This is a genomic window from Vibrio sp. Vb0667, from assembly GCF_033391095.1.
Genome location: NZ_JAWPOL010000047.1, coordinates 1 through 19415, shown reverse-complemented (window position 1 = coordinate 19415; position 19415 = coordinate 1). Strand labels below are relative to the sequence as shown.

Sequence of the window (19415 nt, the reverse complement as noted above, 5' to 3'; positions counted from 1 at the left end):
GTCGCCTGGTTGTTTGTGCCATGTCGCTACGGTTGCATCAGCAACTGATTCAGGTAAATCTGGAACCAGAATTTCAATTGTCATATCTGTTTCTTCCTTTAACTTCTAATTCTTAATTCGAAGTTTTTGAGTTCACGTTCAGAGCGTCTTCAACCAACGCTTTTTGTTGTTTCAAGTGCACCGACATGTAGCCAACTGCTGGCGAAGCAGAAGCTGGGCGACCTGCGTATTTAAGATTTGCACCTGCAGGAATAGCGGCACGGAAGTTATGTTGGCTACAGTACCAAGCACCTTGGTTCTGAGGTTCTTCCTGACACCACACGAAGTCTTCAACGTTAGTGTATTGAGCAATTGCTGCTTGTACTTCTTCCATTGGGAATGGGTAAAGCTGTTCAATACGCACGATAGCAACATCGTCTTGCTCGTTGTTACGGCGCTGCTCTAGTAGGTCAAAGTAAACCTTACCAGCACAGAACACGACACGTTTCACTTTGCTTGGTTCTAAATCATCTACTTCTGGAATTGCAGATTGGAATGTACCATCCGCCAAGTCTTCAATCGTTGAAGTACATAGAGGGTGGCGCAGCAAAGATTTCGGCGACATAACAATGAGAGGTCGACGCATTGGGCGTACAACCTGACGACGAATCATGTGGTACACCTGAGCCGGTGTTGAAGGAACCACAACCTGCATATTTTGCTCAGCACAAAGCTGAAGGTAACGCTCTAAACGTGCAGATGAGTGCTCAGGGCCTTGACCTTCATAACCATGAGGTAGAAGCATAGTAAGACCGCACAAACGCGCCCACTTTTGCTCGCCTGACGAGATAAACTGGTCGATAACAACTTGTGCACCGTTGGCAAAATCACCAAACTGTGCTTCCCAGATAGTTAAACCACCTGGTTCGGCTGTTGCGTAACCGTATTCAAACGCCAACACAGCTTCTTCTGACAATACTGAGTCAAAGACTTGGAATGGCCCTTGGTTGTCATGAATATTCGCTAATGGAATGTAAGTGCTTGCATCGGTTTGGTTATGAAGAACCGAGTGACGGTGGAAGAAAGTACCACGACCCGAGTCCTGACCAGAAAGACGAATACGCTTGCCATCGTCAACCAATGTAGCATACGCCAATGTTTCAGCCATACCCCAGTCAATGGCTTTTTCACCGGTCATCATTGCTAGACGATCGTTGTATAGCTTATTAACACGGCTTTGCAGTTTATGGCTTTCTGGGTACTGACACAGACGATTGCCTAGCTCAATAAGGCGTGTCTTGTCGTATTTTGAATCCCACTCCATATCCCATTCGTGCCCTAAGTAAGGGGACCAGTCTACAGAGTGCAACGCCATTGGACGCCATTCTTTAACAACCACTTCACCGCGATCTAATGCATCGCGATACTCATTGACTAACTGAGTCGCTGTCTCGATATCTGATTCATTTTTATCGATCAGAACATCTGCATACAATTTGCGTGGTGTAGGATGCTTTTTGATTTTCTGGTACATCAAAGGCTGAGTCGCATTTGGCTCATCCGCCTCATTGTGGCCGTGGCGACGGTAACACACAAGATCGATCACGACATCGCGCTTGAACTCGTTACGGTAATCCAATGCAATGCGAGTAACAAAAGCAACTGCTTCTGGGTCATCTGCATTTACATGGAAAATTGGCGCCTGCACCATCTTCGCGATATCGGTACAGTACATCGTAGAACGCGTGTCACGAGGATTAGACGTCGTAAAGCCTACTTGGTTGTTGATGACGATACGTACCGTACCACCAACTTGGAACCCACGAGCAAGAGACATGTTGAACGTTTCGGCAACCACACCCTGACCAGCGATTGCAGAATCACCGTGGATGGTGATAGGAAGCACTTTGCTACCTTGATTATCACCCAAGCGATCTTGACGTGCTCGAACTGAGCCCATGACTACTGGGTTTACGATTTCTAGGTGCGACGGGTTAAATGCAAGTGCTAAGTGAACATCACCGCCAGGAGTCGCAAAATCAGCAGAGAAACCTTGGTGATATTTCACATCACCCGTACCCCAAGTTTCGTCGTGTTTACCGGCGAACTCATCAAACAGGTCTTGAGGTTTCTTACCAAGTACGTTCACCAGCATGTTCAAACGACCGCGGTGAGCCATACCGATAACCACTTCACGCATTCCACTTGTACCCGCATGACGGATCAACTCTTTCGTCATCGGAATCAGCGCATCACCACCTTCTAAAGAGAAACGTTTTGCACCTGGGAATTTCGCCCCGAGGTAACGCTCCAAACCTTCAGCGGCTGTTAGCTCTTCTAGGAATGTGCGCTTCTCATCTTTGTTGAATGATGGCTGGCCTACGACAGACTCAAGGCGTTGCTGAATCCAACGCTTTTGCTCTGTGTCAGTCATGTGCATGTATTCAGCACCGATGGAACCGCAATAAGTTTTGTTGAGGGCTTCATAGATATCTTTCAACTTCATGGTTTCTTGCCCAATAGCAAAAGAACCTACGTTGAAAGTTTCTTCGAAGTCATCTTCGGTAAGATTATGAAAAGCAGGGTCTAACTCCGCCACTGTTGGGCGTTGCCATAGACCTAGTGGGTCTAATTCTGCAGCTTCATGCCCGCGGAAACGGTATGCGTTGATTAGCTGTAGAACTTTTACTTGTTTTGCATCGACATCTGGGTCACTAACTTGGACATTGTAATGCTTTGTTTCTCTAGCGAGTCGTCGGAAGTAGTCACGGACACGTGAATGTGGTTGTTCTGCCACTTCTTCTGATGGCTTAGGCAAGCCTTCAAAAACACGTTTCCACTCCTCACTTACCAGATCGGGATCACTTAGATACAGTTCGTAGAGGTCCTCTACATACGTTGCATTGGCGCCAGCCAAGTGTGAAGACTCGAGCCATGCCTTCATCACGCCGTTGTGCATATTTTCCCTTAACCAGTAGTTTTCACGTTTGCTTCGGTCTTTGCCGAGCTATAAGAGCCGACTAAAAATACGGTCGGCAATTTTTGTATTCTTTACTCGAATATTACTGAAGCAGTGAAGCGGTCATATCGGGTGATCCGCAACACTGCGACATTCCTAAGAGCGAGTAAATTAAACCGAACGATTAACCAACATCGACTTAATGTGACCGATGGCTTTCGTCGGATTTAATCCCTTAGGACAAACACTTACACAATTCATGATGCCATGGCAACGAAAAACGCTAAATGCATCATCAAGATCAGACAAACGTTCATCTGTTGCCGTATCGCGGCTATCAATTAGCCAACGGTACGCTGCGAGAAGACCAGCTGGGCCGATGAATTTATCAGGGTTCCACCAGAATGATGGGCAAGACGTTGTACAACATGCACACATGATACATTCGTACAATCCATCTAAATGCGCACGATCATCAGGCGATTGTAGGTTCTCACGTGATGGTGGTAATGCACCATCATCAATCAAGAATGGTTTAACTTTCGCATAGTTATCATAGAACTGCGTCATGTCAACGATAAGATCGCGCACGACAGGTAACCCTGGTAGTGGACGAATAACTATCTTATCGCCTTGTAGAGCAGATAACGGTGTGATACACGCTAGGCCGTTTTTACCATTCATATTCAAACCATCAGAACCACATACCCCTTCACGGCATGAGCGACGGAACGCGATGCTTGGATCTTGCTCTTTTAGCAGAATCAATGCATCAAGCACCATCATGTCTGAGCCTTCGTCTACCTCAAGGGTATACTCTTTCATGTAAGGCTTGGTATCCACATCCGGATTGTAACGGTATAAAGAGAAGTTTAATTTCATAGTCGTATCCTCCCTTTAGTATGTACGTACTTTCGGCGGGAAAGCTTCACGATGCGTTGGCGTCATGTTCACATCACGCTTAGTCATCGCTTCTGTTTCCGGATTGTAGATAGAGTGGCATAGCCAGTTCTCATCATCACGCTCAGGGAAATCGAAACGAGCATGTGCGCCACGACTCTCTGTACGGTAGTTTGCTGCAACGGCAGTTGAAAACGCGGTTTCCATCAGGTTATCAAGTTCTAGACACTCAATACGCTGCGTGTTGAACTCTGAAGACTTGTCCGCTAGATGCGCATCTTTCAAACGTTCGCGAATCACTTTCAACTCTTCTAGACCGGTTGCCATCGCATCGCCTTCACGGAATACCGAGAAGCTGTTTTGCATGCATGCTTGTAGGTCTTTACGAATCTGAACTGGATCTTCACCACCAGTGCTGTTTTCCCAACGCATAGTACGCGCTAGAGACGCTTCAATATCAGATTCTGTTGCAGGACGAGCTTCTGCTTGCGCTGCTAGCGTTTCGCCAAGGTGCAAGCCAGTAGCACGACCAAATACGACCAAGTCTAGTAATGAGTTGCCGCCCAGACGGTTAGCACCGTGTACCGATACAGAAGCAATCTCACCACATGCGTAAAGGCCTTGTACTTCCATCTCGCTACCGTCGGCCTTCTGCTTAATTGCTTGGCCAGAGACTTGAGTAGGTACACCACCCATCATGTAGTGACAAGTTGGAATTACTGGAATTGGCTCTTTCACTGGGTCAACGTGTGCAAATGTACGAGACAGTTCACAGATACCTGGTAGACGTGATTCAAGTACTTCTTTACCAAGGTGATCAAGTTTCAACTTGATATGTGGACCCCAAGGACCATCACAGCCGCGGCCTTCACGAATTTCAATCATCATTGAACGAGCAACCACGTCACGACCAGCAAGGTCTTTCGCGTTTGGTGCGTAGCGCTCCATGAAGCGTTCACCATCTTTATTTAGAAGGTAACCACCTTCACCACGACAACCTTCCGTCACTAGAACACCCGCGCCAGCAATACCTGTTGGGTGGAACTGCCACATTTCCATGTCTTGCATTGGAACGCCTGCGCGAAGTGCCATACCAACGCCATCACCCGTGTTGATGTGCGCGTTAGTGGTCGATGCGTAAATACGACCTGCACCACCTGTAGCTAGAATGGTTGCTTTCGATTTGAAGTAACAGATTTCACCCGTTTCCATACAAATCGCAGTACAACCCATGATTGCGCCGTCTTGGTTTTTCACAAGATCCAAAGCGTACCACTCCGAGAAGATGGTTGTTTTGTGTTTTACGTTTTGCTGGTAAAGCGTGTGAAGAAGTGCGTGACCAGTACGGTCTGCAGCAGCGGCTGTACGAGCAGCCTGCTCACCACCAAACTCTTTAGATTGGCCACCGAATGGACGTTGGTATATGGTACCGTTATCAAAACGAGAGAATGGAAGACCCATTTTTTCAAGCTCGATAACTGACTCAGGACCATTTTTACACATGTATTCAATCGCGTTCTGGTCACCGATGTAGTCGGAACCTTTAACGGTATCGTACATGTGCCATTGCCAATCGTCTTTGTGCGAGTTACCCAGAGCAACGGTAATGCCGCCCTGTGCAGACACAGTATGAGAACGTGTTGGAAATACTTTTGACAACAAAGCACATGATAGGCCTTGCTCTGAAATTTGTAGTGCAGCGCGCATACCTGCACCACCAGCGCCGATTACTACGGCATCAAACTCACGAACTGGAATAGACACTTACGCACCCCACAGAATAAATAGACCAGAGAAGACATAGCCGAATAGCACGGCAATAACACCAAGTTGTAGTGCGCCACGTAGTTTCGCGCACTTAATGTAATCAGTTAATACTTGCCACAAACCAACCCAAGCGTGAATCAGGATCGAGACAAGTGCCAACATGGTGAATACTTTAGTGAAGGTACCACCAAAGAATTGGGTCCAAGATGCGTAAGAGATATCTGAAAATGCACAGAAGCTAATCAGATAAATCGTGTATAGCGTCATAATGATTGCAGTTGCACGAATTAGTAGGAAATCGTGTACACCATTACGACCAAATGAAGATACGTGTTTTACCATACCAAGATCCCCGCCAATAATGATAATACTGCTGTTGCACCAAACGCGACTTTAGCGCTCATCGTGCCTGAATCTAGTTCTTCAAAGTGACCTAGATCCATCAATAAGTGACGGATACCACCTGCGATGTGGTAGGCAAGTGCAGTAAGAATTCCCCACAGGATGAATTTTACGAAGAAGCTATCGACGATGTCAGCGGCTTCCATAAAACCCATTGGGGATGACAGAGAAATGGATAGTAACCACAGTAATATACCCACCGCAACAAACGTAATTACCCCAGACACACGGTGTAGGATGGATGCGATTGCTGTGATAGGAAAGTGGATGGTCTGTAAATCTAAATTAACAGGTCTTGACTTTCTTTCTTTCACGGGCTTGCTCACTCAGCTCCATTGAGCATTTATTGTTATAACCAATTTCAGCTTCCAAACGTACAAAAGTTAACATCTATTTAACAAATATCGCGAGTAACCACTCAGATAAGTGTAAACAAGTTGTTAACAAACGGAATCCAGCAACAAACCTCACTCTTTGTTTCTAGCCCCGAATTTATAAGGATTTAACTAAAATTTTCTTTGCCAATATACGGCGAGCAACATTCTAATACAATTGGTGTAACAAATTATGCTACATAGAACAGATTTTTAACGATTTTCATGAGAAAAATCATAACAAGTGCACACAAAGATGGAGAAAAATTGACTTTAAGCTTTAACAACAGTACAAAAATGGCACATAAACATCCTGGACGGATTAAATAATAAACAAAGGAGATTGTTATGGCGGATAAGAAAGCGACCCTTCATGTTGAAGGTCAAGCGCCAATCGAACTGCCAATTATGGACGGTACGCTAGGTACACCTGTAATTGACGTTCGTAAGCTGGGAGCCAATGGTTACTTTACTTTTGACCCAGGTTTTCTTGCCACTGCATCTTGTGAATCATCAATCACGTACATCGATGGCGGCAAAGGTATTCTTTTGCACCGCGGTTTCCCGATTGATCAATTAGCCAATAACGCAGATTACTTAGAAGTATGTTACATCCTTCTTTATGGTGAAGCCCCTACCCGAGAACAATACGAGCAATTCAAAACGACCGTTACTCGTCACACAATGGTACACGAGCAAATCGCAAGCTTTTTCCATGGCTTCCGACGCGATGCACACCCAATGGCGGTAATGTGTGGTGTAGTTGGAGCACTTGCAGCCTTCTATCACGACTCTCTTGACATTAACAACGACGAACACCGCGAAATTGCAGCGTACCGTCTGCTGTCAAAAATGCCAACACTGGCGGCGATGTGTTACAAATACTCTATCGGTCAGCCATTTATTTACCCTCGTAACGACCTTAGCTACGCAGAGAACTTCTTGCATATGATGTTCGCAAACCCTTGCGAAGAGTATGAAGTAAATCCTGTGGTTGCCCGTGCGATGGATAAGATTTTCACTCTACACGCGGATCACGAACAGAATGCGTCGACATCAACTGTTCGTCTAGCTGGCTCTTCTGGTGCGAACCCATTTGCATGTATTGCCGCTGGTATTGCATCCCTTTGGGGACCTGCTCACGGTGGTGCAAACGAAGCCTGCTTGAGAATGCTAGAAGAGATTGGCAGCGTCGATAACATCCCTGAATATGTAGACCGCGCGAAAGACAAAGATGACCCATTCCGCTTAATGGGCTTTGGTCACCGCGTTTACAAGAACTACGACCCACGTGCGACAGTAATGCGCGAAACGTGTCATGAAGTTCTCAAAGAGCTAAACATTCAAGACCCTCTGCTAGACGTTGCAATGGAACTTGAGCGCATTGCGCTTTCTGATGAGTACTTCGTGTCTAAGAAGCTGTACCCGAACGTAGACTTCTACTCAGGTATCATTCTTAAAGCGATTGGTATTCCAGTTTCTATGTTTACGGTTATCTTCGCGATTTCTCGTACCATCGGCTGGATTGCTCACTGGAACGAAATGCACAGCGATCCACTGAACCGCATCGGTCGTCCTCGTCAGCTATACACTGGTGAGACACAGCGTGAGTTTTCTCCACTTCACGAACGTGAATGATCTTTTTAGTTAGAAGATAAACAAAAGGGTTGAGATTTTGTCTCAACCCTTTTTTCTTTTCAGCGTTTCACGTTATGAATAGCGAACACTAAACCGGATTATCAATATCGATAAACTCCACATGTAGGCCATATTCATCCGCTAGCCATTTTCCTAAAGCCTGAACACCATAACGCTCAGTAGCATGATGACCTGCAGCAAAGTAATGAATGTCCATTTCACGAGCGGTATAAGTGGTACGCTCTGAAATTTCTCCAGAGATAAATGCATCCAGCCCGTGTTGTACAGCAAGTTCAATGAAATCTTGCCCTCCACCAGTGCACCAACCGACTGTCTCAATCATCTTATCGGTATTCTCTGGAGCAATATGCAGTGGTTCTCTATCAAGAACTTGATTGATCTTGCTCGCAAACTCAGCACCAGACATCGGTTTTTTCAAGCGTCCAAACATGGCTACTGATTGAGGGTGTCCTTCAAGTCCACCTTCTACTTCGATTTCAAGTAAGCGAGCTAATTCGGCGTTGTTGCCTAGCTCTGGGTGAATATCCAGAGGAAGGTGATAACCATATAAGTTGATATCGTTTTTGATCAGACTACGAATTCGTTTACCTTTCATACCACGAATTGGCTCAGGTTCACCTTTCCAAAAATAACCGTGATGAACGAGTAATGCGTCTGCATTAAGCTCAATCGCTTTATCGATTAAGGCTTGAGAGGCAGTTACGCCAGTGATAATACGCTTTACGGCTGGCGTCCCTTCTACCTGTAACCCGTTTGGTGCGTAATCTTTAATTAACTGCGGTGACAGTTTGTCATTAAGAATCTGTTCTAGCTTTAAGTTATTCATTATTACTTCCAATTTCTAGCGCATGTAAACCTAAATAACCTCTCGATGAAATCAGACCGAGAGTGTGCAACCTAGTTGATACAACAACGTTTTGACATCTGGCACCTTGATATCATTTAGGTCTTTAAAGTGTATCTCGAACCCTAATATCGATGCTAGCCACCCTACCCTCAAAAGCAAATTTAGTTACAATAACAAAGCTTGTCGCCTCACCATACATATAGGGATACGGATGAACCAACTGCAACGCTTTTACCAATGGATCGCCACTTCACCTCCTCTTTTCAAGTTACGCCCTCCGTTTACAACCTTAGAGGATCTTTCGGTAACGCCTTTAAATAACGCTGAGCAATACAATGGTAATCCAAGATTGGGCTTTTTATATCAGCACTTATGCACTGCAGTTCTCTCTAGTTCAGAACGATATCAGGTTATCGCGGAAGAGGTTCAGTTAAACGACATCGAAGGTAAGACTATTGGTGCTATCGACTTGGTGTTGCGGAATACAGAATCAAATCAAATAGAACACTGGGAAGTAGCGATTAAGTTTTATCTTCTTTATAACGGCGTATGGTATGGTCCGAATGCTCACGACCAGCTGCATACAAAACTGAATAGAATGCTTACTCATCAGTTGAAAATGAGCGATCGCCCGGAATTTCAAAAAATAATTCCGTTAAACGACGCTCCACAAGAACGTCTATTGATGCAAGGACGACTCTATATTAATCCGTTTACTCCAGAGCCAACTCCTAGCGAGTGCTTGGGTTATGAATTAAATCCAAGTCAGATTAGTGGTTACTGGTGCTATCAAAGTCAATGGGATTTAATTGGTAAACCCCTTTATCATTTACATAAACCATGCTGGGCGATCGGAACAGACGATTTCTCTCAACCTATTGAAAAGCCTTTAGATCGATTCATACACGCACAAACGGAAGACGGTCAATTCTGGTTTGTGGTACCAGATTCATGGCCCGGAGATAAAGCTGTTCGGGGCACTTAAACATGAAAGGGTTGATGTTTTCACATCAACCCTTTGCTAGATACATTGACCATTGGATGTTTTACAAACCAGCGGCTGCAAACACTTGATTAACTATTTCTTGTGCTTCTGCTTCGATTTGTTTTAGGTGCTCTTCACCTTTAAAACTCTCACAGTAAATCTTGTAGATATCTTCTGTGCCTGATGGACGAGCAGCAAACCAGCCATTCGCTGTTGTTACTTTTAGACCACCGATTGCAGCACCATTACCAGGCGCATGCGTGAGACGAGCCGTAATTGGATCACCCGCTAGTGTTTCAGCCGCGACCATTTCTGGCGACAACTTCTTCAGCACGTCTTTTTGTGGGCCATTTGCTACAGCTTGAATACGGTTGTACTTAGATTCACCGTGCTTCGCTGCAAGCTCTTCATAGTAATCTTGAGGGTTCTTACCCGTTACCGCAGTGATCTCTGCTGCTAGAAGGCATAGCAAGATGCCATCTTTGTCTGTTGACCAAGGCGTGCCATCTTTACGAAGGAAAGACGCACCAGCACTTTCTTCGCCGCCGAAACCAAACTTACCAGTGTACAGACCGTCTACAAACCATTTGAAACCAACAGGCACTTCACATAGCTCACGACCTAGATCCGCAACAACACGGTCAATCAGCGCACTTGAAACTAGTGTTTTACCAACAGCGACGTCTTTACCCCACGCGTCACGATGACGGTACAAGTAGTCAATACAAACGGCTAAGAAGTGGTTCGGGTTCATCAAACCTTTTGGCGTAACGATACCGTGACGGTCGTAGTCAGGATCGTTACCAAATGCTAAATCGTATTCGTCTTTCAGTGCCAATAGACCCGCCATTGCGTAAGGAGAAGAACAGTCCATACGCACAACGCCGTCTTTATCTAGTGACATGAATTGGAAAGAAGGATCGATCGATTCACTTACTAGCGTTAGGTCTAGGTTGTATGCTTGACCAATTTGACGCCAGTAATCGATACCGCTGCCACCCAATGGATCTACACCAATCTTCAGGTTCGCCTTTTGGATTGCTTCCATATCGATAACGTTCACCAGGTCATCGATGTATGGCTTCACCAAGTCCATCTCTACAAACAGATCCGATGCTTTTGCTTCTGCTAGTGGTAGGCGTTTAACACCTTGTAAACCTTCAGCAATCAATTCGTTCGCACGATCTTCGATAGCTTGAGTCAACTCAGCTTCAGCAGGACCACCATGTGTCGGATTGTATTTGATACCGCCGTCTTGTGGTGGGTTATGTGATGGGGTAATAACGATACCGTCTGCTTTTTCATCGTGTTTGATGTTGTAAGTCAGAATCGCGTGTGAAATACCCGGTGTTGGCGTGTAACCGTTGTCTTGTTGGACAATCACTTTCACACCATTTGCGATCAATACTTCAATCACACTTGAAAAAGCTGGTTCAGATAGCGCATGCGTGTCTTTACCCACAAACAACGGGCCAGTTGTGCCTTGCTCAGCACGAACTTCTGCTACCGCTTGAGCGATCGCTAAAATGTGGTTTTCGTTAAAAGTGTGCTTGTCTGCAGTACCGCGGTGGCCAGAAGTACCAAATTGAACTTTGTGTTCTGCGTTTGCCGCGTCTGGTTGAAGTAAGAAGTAGTTAGCAACGAGTGCTGGGATATTGTGAAGATCTTCCTGCTGCGCTTTTTGCCCAGCACGAGGGTGCATAGCCATGTTTGACATCCTTTCTTTCAATACAAATAAAATTAAAAAAGCCTCATAATATCCGCTCACTGCGACGCATTATGAGGCTTCTATCAGGTTTCTTAGATTGAACCTGTTACTTTTTCTATTAAGTCAGGTTGGAACCCCATGTGTGCCATCACTTGTTCAACCATCTGTCTTTTACGACTTGTATTGTTATTCGTGATAACCCAAAACGGTGTGCCAGGAATGGCTTTTGGCTTGGTCGTATTACCGTTTGCTAGCAAGGTTTCTTCATTGTCTGCAAAGTACACGCGTTTGCGTCCTTTTACATTCGTAGCCTGGGCGAAACCTTCTGGATTCAATTTATGTAAGGTCGATAATACCAACATAAAGCGATCAATCGCTTTTTTTAGACCGGCAAACTCATCAGAAATAAGCAGCGAACGCATTTCTTTCACTACATCAACAGATTCCGTTTTACCCGCATCTTTACTTACTACAATCCCTTGTGGCTTCTCTACTACAGGCGCGGCTTTAGCTTCCTGCAACTGACCATCAAGGTTTAAAAGGCGTCGCAAAATATCCGAGGCGCTTTCACCGATATGCTTAGTTTGACTAGCTATATAACGGTATAGATCCTCATCAACCTCAATTGTTTTCATTCGCTTTTCACATTCTCAATGTTTAAACTCTGGGGGATTATAACGAGATCCACGCGGATACTCCACGTTAAACCCATCACGAATAAGATAAAATGTCAGCATTACTCAACTATAAGCAGGAAGGCCAAGGCCAAACAGTTGTTTTGATTCACGGATTGTTTGGTAGTTTAAGTAATCTGGGTCTACTCGCCCGCGATCTTATTAAAGATCACACGGTGATCAGTATTGATCTGAGAAATCACGGCCTCTCTTTCCACTCCGAAGTCCATAACTATACCGATATGGCAAAAGATGTGGCTCAGCTCCTTCAGCACTTAAACGTTGAGCCATCTATTGTTATTGGTCACTCCATGGGCGGAAAAGTCGCGATGGCTCTTGTGGACATTGCTCCAAATGTAGTCAAGCAGTTAGTCGTTCTCGACATGGCGCCTGTAGCCTACACTACGAACCGCCACGATAATGTTTTTAACGGCTTACATGCTGTTATTAATGAAAAACCAGCAAATCGACAGCAAGCCATGGATATCCTAGCTCAACATATTGAACTCGATGGTGTAAGACAATTTCTCTCTAAATCACTGTACAAAAATGGCGATAAGATGGATTGGCGGTTTAACGTACCGAGCCTTTTTGAGAATTATGACCAAATTATTGGCTGGCAAGAAATCACACCAACAGATATCCCAACTTTATTTATCAAAGGCGGCGACTCTGACTACTTAATGCCAGAACATCAGCCGGCAGTGAAACGACAATTTAACCATGCTAAAGCACACATTATCTCTGGCACTGGTCACTGGTTACACGCCGAGAAACCGACAGAAGTAATGAGAGTCATTCGAAAATACATTTCGAGTTAACAAATTCGAAAAGCAACACTAGATTATTGAAATAACCCTTCTTGTAGTGCATTAACTTTACCGTTTAACAGTGGTATAGTGCGCCCAAGATTTTTCGGCATGAAGGGCTAAAATGCTTTACGACTATATGGATATGCTCGAGTCTATTGGACTCGATCTTCTTTTTGCTGCTATCTTTTTTTTCATCGGGATGGCGATAAAAGATGTGCTAAAGCAAGGCAATGTACCTGTTTTTGGTCGTCGTATTGTGTGGTTAGTCCTTTTCCTAGGCTGTGCTGGCTTTATTGCAAAAGGTGTAATTCAGCTAACTTGGGAAGGCTCAGGGTTAGGTTAAACCCTTAGTAGCATCGCCAATAACAAACAATGTAAAGGTATAGACTCTATGGCAAGTGTAGGTATCTTCTTCGGTAGCGACACAGGTAATACTGAAGCCGTTGCAAAGATGATTCAAAAGCAACTAGGTAAACATCTAGTTCACGTTCAAGACATCGCGAAAAGCAGCAAAGAAGACATTGATAACTTCGATCTTCTTCTTCTAGGTATCCCAACTTGGTACTACGGCGAAGCACAATGTGATTGGGATGACTTCTTCCCTGAGCTTGAGCAAATCGACTTCTCTACTAAGCTAGTGGCTATCTTTGGCTGTGGCGACCAAGAAGACTACGCAGAATACTTCTGTGACGCGATGGGCACAGTCCGTGATATCGTTGAATCTAAAGGCGGCACAATTCTTGGCCATACCTCGACAGAAGGCTACGAATTTGAAGCGTCTAAAGCACTTGTTGAAGGTGACGAAAGCCAATTCGTAGGTCTATGTATTGATGAAGACCGCCAACCAGAATTGACTGACGAGCGTGTTGAAAGCTGGGTTAAACAGATCTATGAAGAGATGTGTTTAGCTGAGCTAGAAGGCTAATCAAATTGAATGATACAAAGACCTCCACTTGGAGGTCTTTTTGTATGTATTGTCACACAGCATCGGTAAGTACTTCCTCTTCGCGATACTGAGGTTTCTTTCTTACATAAAGCTTGCGTTGAACCTCTGAAACCACATTCCCCTGTTTATCTTTTACATGAGTAATAAACTCAGGAAAGCACTTTTCTCCATTCCGTGTCATTTGATAAATGTTTTCCAGCATCCCTTCAGTGACCTCAAATTCTGCAAACAAATCACTTTGCCCCGGCTTAATAAAGTTAATGCTTGCCTCTTTATCCCACACATAATATTCCTCTCGTAGAATCCCCATCAGCATCAACGAGTAAATAGGATCAGTTAAAGAGAAAATACTGCCGCCATATTGGGTGCGATTGGCATTTTTATTCCACCAGCGAAGCTTTAAACGTACCTTTACAGTACGGAAGTCTTGAGAAATATGTAAGATTTTAATACCCGCCCCCCAAAAAGGAGGCCAAATATTGAGTGCGAACTTTACAATTCCTGGTTTGTATATCTTCGCTAGTCGCCTATTCATCGCTATCCCTGCCCTCTCCAAGCTTAATGTTACACAATTGTAACTGGTCAGAGCTGTAATATAATGGACCTGTTTCTAATTTACAAAAAGATTCTATTAACCCTTTGAAGTTCGTGGTTTAATGTTCCGAACGCTTATCCTATAATGGTAGGAAGATTGAATTCTGTTAAATCGCTGCAGATGATCCAACGGGAAAGTATATGTCAGATAATAATCAGGCGCTGAAGGATGCGGGTTTAAAAGTAACCCTTCCGAGGCTAAAAATTCTAGAAGTACTTCAGCAGCCAGACTGCCAGCACATCAGTGCTGAAGATTTGTACAAAAAGTTGATTGATCTAGGTGAAGAAATTGGCCTAGCAACTGTTTACCGAGTTCTAAACCAGTTCGACGATGCTGGTATTGTAACTCGTCACCACTTTGAAGGTGGAAAGTCAGTCTTCGAATTATCGACTCAACATCACCACGACCACCTAGTGTGCCTAGACTGTGGTGAGGTAATTGAATTTTCTGACGATCTTATTGAAGAACGTCAAAAAGAGATTGCAGCTAAGTACAATGTCACACTAACAAACCACAGCTTATACTTGTACGGCAAGTGTAGCGATGGTGGTTGTAAAGACAATCCAGATGCACACAAACCGAAAAAATAAGGGTTTGTTAATTTAAAAAGTAAACGTCAGCACATGCTGGCGTTTTTTGTTTCTAGAAGTCAGTACCTTAGACGTCAGTACTTTGGTTACAGAACAAAAGCTACTAAACACCCATCTTTTTTCTCCACAGTTTTGCACATCTATATAGCACTCTGTGGGATTAGGTATAAAAAATGCCAGCGTTTGCTGGCATTTTTTCATCGTTCTCAGCATTAATTGAGATTATTGATTCTCAATTTTTGCCCAGGTATCACGTAGACCAACCGTGCGGTTGAATACTAGATTATCTGCTGAAGAGTCTTTCGAGTCTGCACAGAAGTAACCCATACGTTCAAACTGGTAACCTTTTTCTGCTTCTGCAGAAGCTAGGCTAGGCTCGACGAAGCCATTGATCACAACTAATGATTCAGGGTTGATAGTAGAAGCAAAATCTTCCGCTGCGCCTGGGTTTGGCACCGTAAATAAACGATCGTACAGACGAATTTCCGCTGGAAGAGCTTTATCAGCTGACACCCAATGAATAACGCCTTTCACTTTACGACCATCTGCTGGGTTTTTACCTAGCGTATCTGCATCGTAAGAACAGAAGATCGTTGTGATGTTGCCTTCGGCATCTTTTTCAACGCGCTCAGCTTTGATCACGTAAGCACCACGTAAACGAACTTCTTTACCTAGCACTAAACGCTTGTACTTTTTGTTCGCTTCTTCACGGAAGTCTTCACGCTCAATCCACAATTCACGCGTGAATGGCACTTCACGCACGCCCATTTCAGGTTTATTTGGGTGGTTGGCAACTGTCAAGTTTTCTACTGCGCCTGCTTCAAAGTTTTCGATAACAACTTTAACAGGATCCAGTACAGCCATTGCACGCGGAGCGTTCTCGTTTAGGTCATCACGAATACAAGATTCTAATGAACTAAACTCGATCATATTTTCTTGCTTCGTTACACCAATACGCTTACAAAACTCACGAATAGATGCAGGTGTGAAGCCACGACGACGCAGACCTGAGACAGTCGGCATACGTGGATCATCCCAACCATTAACCAGTTTTTCAGTAACTAGCTGGTTAAGCTTACGCTTAGACATCACTGTGTATTCAAGGTTTAAACGACTGAACTCGTATTGATGTGGACGGCTTTCGATCGTGATGTTGTCTAGAACCCAATCGTACAGACGACGGTTATCCATGAATTCAAGCGTACAAATAGAGTGCGTAATGCCTTCTAATGCATCAGAAATACAGTGCGTAAAGTCGTACATTGGGTAAATGCACCACTTATCACCAGTTTGGTGGTGCGTAGCAAAACGCACACGGTATAAAACTGGATCGCGCATGACCATGAATGAAGAACCCATGTCGATTTTAGCACGAAGACACGCTTTACCTTCTTCAAATTCACCAGCGCGCATTTTTTCAAACAACGCCAAGTTCTCTTCAACAGAACGGTCACGGTATGGACTTGGTTTACCTGGCGCCTTTAGTGTGCCGCGGTATTCACGAATTTGCTCTGGACTTAGCTCATCTACGTACGCTAAGCCTTTGTTAATCAATTCAATTGCATATTCGTAAAGCTTATCGAAGTAGTTTGATGAGTAACATACTTCACCACTCCACTCAAAGCCCAACCAGTTTACATCTTTCTTGATAGACTCAACGTATTCGATGTCTTCTTTTTCAGGGTTTGTATCGTCGAAACGCAGATTACATTGACCCTGGTAGTCCTGAGCAATACCGAAGTTCAAACAGATAGACTTAGCATGACCGATATGCAGGTAGCCATTTGGCTCCGGCGGGAATCGAGTATGCACGCTAGTGTGTTTACCATCCGCTAGATCTTTATCAATGATCTGGCGAATAAAGTTTGATGGACGAGCATCAGCTTCACTCATCTATAGCACCTCAAAAATATTAGTATTGTCAGAGAAAACGGAACCCTGTATCCAAGTATGGTTTCACAGAGTACATTGTTCCTAATGATCCACAATTCTAAGCAATTAGACAACAAGAACTCGCTCTAAAACGACAATATTTATCGAGTTGGCGTGAAAGCAAAGCAGATTCAAAGGGCCTAAACGAAAAAAGGCCTCCTGCGGAGGCCTTTTGCGATGTTGTAGTATCAATTGTTTGCAATACCAATAACAAACAATCGCACCACTATTAAACAGTTAAGCTGGTAACTGAACACCACTTAAGTCTTCATCTTTAGATACATTCTTCATCTCACCAGCAACAATCTCTGCTAGTGGACCAAGGATAACTTGTAGGTTGTTTGTACCTAGCTTCACAACTCCCATAGCTCCAAGATCTTTCAGAGTTTTCTCATTGATAACGCTCATATCTTTCACAGAAAGGCGCAAACGAGTAATACAGGCATCGATAGAACTTAGGTTGTCATGACCGCCAAGTGCTTTCAAGTACTGACGAGCAAGCTCTGAAGAATTGCTTGATCCAGCCACGTTAGATGAAGCTTCTTCATCATCTTCACGTCCCGGTGTTTTAAGGCCAAACTTAACAATCACGGTACGGAACACGAAGTAGTAAACCGCAAAGAAACCAAGACCTTGTACAATGAGCATGTACCAATTTACCGCTAGCGGGTTACGAGTCGACAATACTAAGTCGACTAAACCAGCAGAGAAACCGAAACCTGCAATCCACTGCATTGATGCCGCGATATAAACTGATAGACCAGTCAGCGCTGCGTGAAGAACGTACAGTCCTGGAGCAAGGAACATGAATGCAAATTCAAGTGGTTCTGTTACACCTGTAAAGAATGAAGCAAACGCAGCTGCAATCATGATAGATGCCACTTTCTCTTTATTCTTTGATTTCGCAGTATGGTACATCGCTAGAGCAGCACCTGGTAAACCAAACATCATGATTGGGAAGAAGCCCGCTTGGTACATCCCCGTAACACCTACCGTTGCCGTGCCTTCAGCTAATGATTTCGCTCCGCCAAGGAAGTTTGGAATGTCATTAATACCAGCAACATCAAACCAGAACACTGAGTTTAGTGCATGGTGCAGACCAACAGGAATTAGAAGACGGTTGAAGAATGCGTAAACACCTGCACCTGCTTCACCCATACCTTGAATGCTTTCACCAAAACTGACCAGACCGCCGTAAACTGATGGCCAAACGTACATCAGGATGAACGCAATAACGATACCAGCAAAAGACGTTAGGATCGGTACAAGACGCTTGCCAGAGAAAAACGCCAGTGCTTTGTGCAGCTCTACGTGAGAAAAACGGTTGTACAACTCAGCAGAAACAATACCAACCAAGATACCGACGAACTGGTTATTGATTTTACCAAATGCAGCAGGTACTTCACTTGGGTCAATGCCTTGAATTTGTGATACTGCACCAGGGGCCAAAAGCGTTGTGACAACTAAGAAGCCCACGAAACCTGAAAGTGCAGCGGCGCCATCTTTGTCTTTAGACATTCCGTAAGCAACACCAACAGCGAACAATACTGACATATTGTCAATGATCGCTGCACCAGCTTTAATAAGAAATGCAGCAAGTGCACTGTTTGCGCCCCAGCCATTTGGGTCGATCCAGTAGCCAATACCCATGAGTATTGCTGCTGCAGGAAGTGTGGCAACCGGCACCATAAGCGCCTTACCCACCTTCTGGAAGTATCCGAGAATGTTCACCTTAAGTTCCCCCTATAGGATTAGATGTTATGTTGAATGACTTATTTCAGCCGTCCAATTTAGTCATCCTAAGTTTATGATATTAATTTTGCTCCGCAAATTAAAAGCTCACCGTTTGTGATCATAATCACCACAATTTGCCCTTTCGGAAGGTTTTTGCTAGCGAGATCATAAAACTTATTTTATTATACGAAAAAATGGCGTTTTAAAGATAATATTCTCGCACTTTATGCAAGGCAGAATCAGTGTTATTTTGGTATCTAGGCGGGTAAATCACTGTAACTTTGCTCTGAAAAAGAATCATAAAAAACCATACAATTATTACTTTTCAGCTAGTTACTATGACAATAACATCGATAAAACGCGACTTGCTGTATGTGACTCGTTATCTAATTCAGTGATACAAACTAAGTACCCATATGACTGAAGCAGTCTCTACTTAGATAACGATATAGAAATTGAATTCTCATCTATAAGGACTAGCTGACTATGTACGCGCTAAGTAACTGTAAAATTTATACCGGTAGTGATGTTCTTACCGATCATGCGGTCATC

18 protein-coding genes are annotated in these 19415 nt (G+C 44.1%); 7 read left to right on the top strand and 11 right to left on the bottom strand.

Annotation, left to right across the window (positions count from 1 at the left end):
- Positions 1 to 112: 112 nt before the first annotated feature.
- From sucA to sdhC, 5 genes are all read right to left on the bottom strand, one after another.
- On the bottom strand, positions 113 to 2938 hold the full coding sequence (sucA, locus tag R8269_RS22350; RefSeq protein ID WP_318222663.1) for a 2-oxoglutarate dehydrogenase E1 component: 2826 nt from the start codon (positions 2936 to 2938) through the stop codon (positions 113 to 115).
- 171 nt (positions 2939 to 3109) lie between these two features.
- Positions 3110 to 3820, bottom strand: coding sequence for a succinate dehydrogenase iron-sulfur subunit (locus tag R8269_RS22345; RefSeq protein WP_005382174.1), 711 nt, complete (start codon positions 3818 to 3820; stop codon positions 3110 to 3112).
- A gap of 15 nt (positions 3821 to 3835) precedes the next feature.
- Entirely contained in the window at positions 3836 to 5602 is a 1767-nt protein-coding gene (sdhA, locus tag R8269_RS22340; protein WP_005382172.1) for a succinate dehydrogenase flavoprotein subunit, read from the bottom strand.
- A complete protein-coding gene (sdhD, locus tag R8269_RS22335; protein ID WP_005382169.1) occupies positions 5603 to 5947 on the bottom strand; it encodes a succinate dehydrogenase, hydrophobic membrane anchor protein in 345 nt (114 codons plus the stop codon). It abuts the gene before it with no gap.
- A complete protein-coding gene (gene sdhC, locus R8269_RS22330) occupies positions 5941 to 6333 on the bottom strand; it encodes a succinate dehydrogenase cytochrome b556 subunit (protein WP_017634811.1) in 393 nt (130 codons plus the stop codon). The genes sdhD and sdhC overlap by 7 nt, the downstream gene beginning before the upstream one ends.
- Positions 6334 to 6729: 396 nt before the next feature.
- Between sdhC and R8269_RS22325 the strand changes: the two genes are divergently transcribed.
- Positions 6730 to 8019, top strand: coding sequence for a citrate synthase (locus R8269_RS22325; RefSeq protein ID WP_005382163.1), 1290 nt, complete (start codon positions 6730 to 6732; stop codon positions 8017 to 8019).
- A gap of 88 nt (positions 8020 to 8107) precedes the next feature.
- On the opposite strand, the gene R8269_RS22320 is transcribed toward R8269_RS22325, so the two are convergent.
- Positions 8108 to 8866 (bottom strand): Nif3-like dinuclear metal center hexameric protein, encoded by a 759-nt coding sequence (locus tag R8269_RS22320; RefSeq protein WP_005393019.1) that lies wholly within the window; start codon positions 8864 to 8866, stop codon positions 8108 to 8110.
- Between the two features lie 232 nt (positions 8867 to 9098).
- Between R8269_RS22320 and R8269_RS22315 the strand changes: the two genes are divergently transcribed.
- Complete coding sequence (locus tag R8269_RS22315) at positions 9099 to 9872, top strand: DUF1853 family protein (RefSeq protein WP_064369057.1); 774 nt, start codon at positions 9099 to 9101, stop codon at positions 9870 to 9872.
- Positions 9873 to 9933: 61 nt separating this feature from the next.
- On the opposite strand, the gene pgm is transcribed toward R8269_RS22315, so the two are convergent.
- Both pgm and seqA read right to left on the bottom strand, forming a co-directional pair.
- Positions 9934 to 11580, bottom strand: a complete 1647-nt coding sequence (gene pgm, locus R8269_RS22310) for a phosphoglucomutase (alpha-D-glucose-1,6-bisphosphate-dependent) (RefSeq protein WP_053303294.1) — start codon at positions 11578 to 11580, stop codon at positions 9934 to 9936.
- 92 nt (positions 11581 to 11672) lie between these two features.
- Positions 11673 to 12215: a replication initiation negative regulator SeqA gene (gene seqA / locus R8269_RS22305; RefSeq protein WP_005382149.1), complete on the bottom strand. Its 543-nt coding sequence runs from the start codon at positions 12213 to 12215 to the stop codon at positions 11673 to 11675.
- A gap of 92 nt (positions 12216 to 12307) precedes the next feature.
- Here seqA and R8269_RS22300 point away from each other — a divergent pair, with 92 nt between their 5' ends.
- The 3 genes from R8269_RS22300 (at position 12308) to fldA (ending at position 13991) form a co-directional block, all read left to right on the top strand.
- Complete coding sequence (locus R8269_RS22300; protein ID WP_176310840.1) at positions 12308 to 13075, top strand: alpha/beta fold hydrolase; 768 nt, start codon at positions 12308 to 12310, stop codon at positions 13073 to 13075.
- Between the two features lie 112 nt (positions 13076 to 13187).
- Positions 13188 to 13409 carry a DUF2788 domain-containing protein gene (locus R8269_RS22295; RefSeq protein ID WP_005393038.1) on the top strand — a complete coding sequence of 74 codons (222 nt, stop codon included), beginning with the start codon at positions 13188 to 13190 and terminating at the stop codon, positions 13407 to 13409.
- Between the two features lie 48 nt (positions 13410 to 13457).
- The gene (gene fldA / locus R8269_RS22290) at positions 13458 to 13991 is read left to right on the top strand and encodes a flavodoxin FldA (RefSeq protein ID WP_005382146.1); all 534 of its coding nucleotides are present in this window, start codon (positions 13458 to 13460) and stop codon (positions 13989 to 13991) included.
- A gap of 52 nt (positions 13992 to 14043) precedes the next feature.
- On the opposite strand, the gene R8269_RS22285 is transcribed toward fldA, so the two are convergent.
- On the bottom strand, positions 14044 to 14547 hold the full coding sequence (locus R8269_RS22285; RefSeq protein ID WP_005382144.1) for a DUF4442 domain-containing protein: 504 nt from the start codon (positions 14545 to 14547) through the stop codon (positions 14044 to 14046).
- Positions 14548 to 14747: 200 nt separating this feature from the next.
- On the opposite strand from R8269_RS22285, the gene fcrX reads away from it, so the two are divergent.
- Positions 14748 to 15197: a ferric iron uptake transcriptional regulator FcrX gene (gene fcrX, locus R8269_RS22280; RefSeq protein WP_005382141.1), complete on the top strand. Its 450-nt coding sequence runs from the start codon at positions 14748 to 14750 to the stop codon at positions 15195 to 15197.
- Between the two features lie 222 nt (positions 15198 to 15419).
- On the opposite strand, the gene glnS is transcribed toward fcrX, so the two are convergent.
- A complete protein-coding gene (gene glnS, locus R8269_RS22275; RefSeq protein WP_005382124.1) occupies positions 15420 to 17090 on the bottom strand; it encodes a glutamine--tRNA ligase in 1671 nt (556 codons plus the stop codon).
- 276 nt (positions 17091 to 17366) lie between these two features.
- Positions 17367 to 18860, bottom strand: coding sequence for an N-acetylglucosamine-specific PTS transporter subunit IIBC (gene nagE, locus R8269_RS22270; protein ID WP_005384985.1), 1494 nt, complete (start codon positions 18858 to 18860; stop codon positions 17367 to 17369).
- 489 nt (positions 18861 to 19349) lie between these two features.
- Between nagE and R8269_RS26710 the strand changes: the two genes are divergently transcribed.
- Positions 19350 to 19415: hypothetical protein (locus R8269_RS26710; RefSeq protein WP_411978668.1), on the top strand; the 66-nt coding region annotated here is incomplete at its 3' end.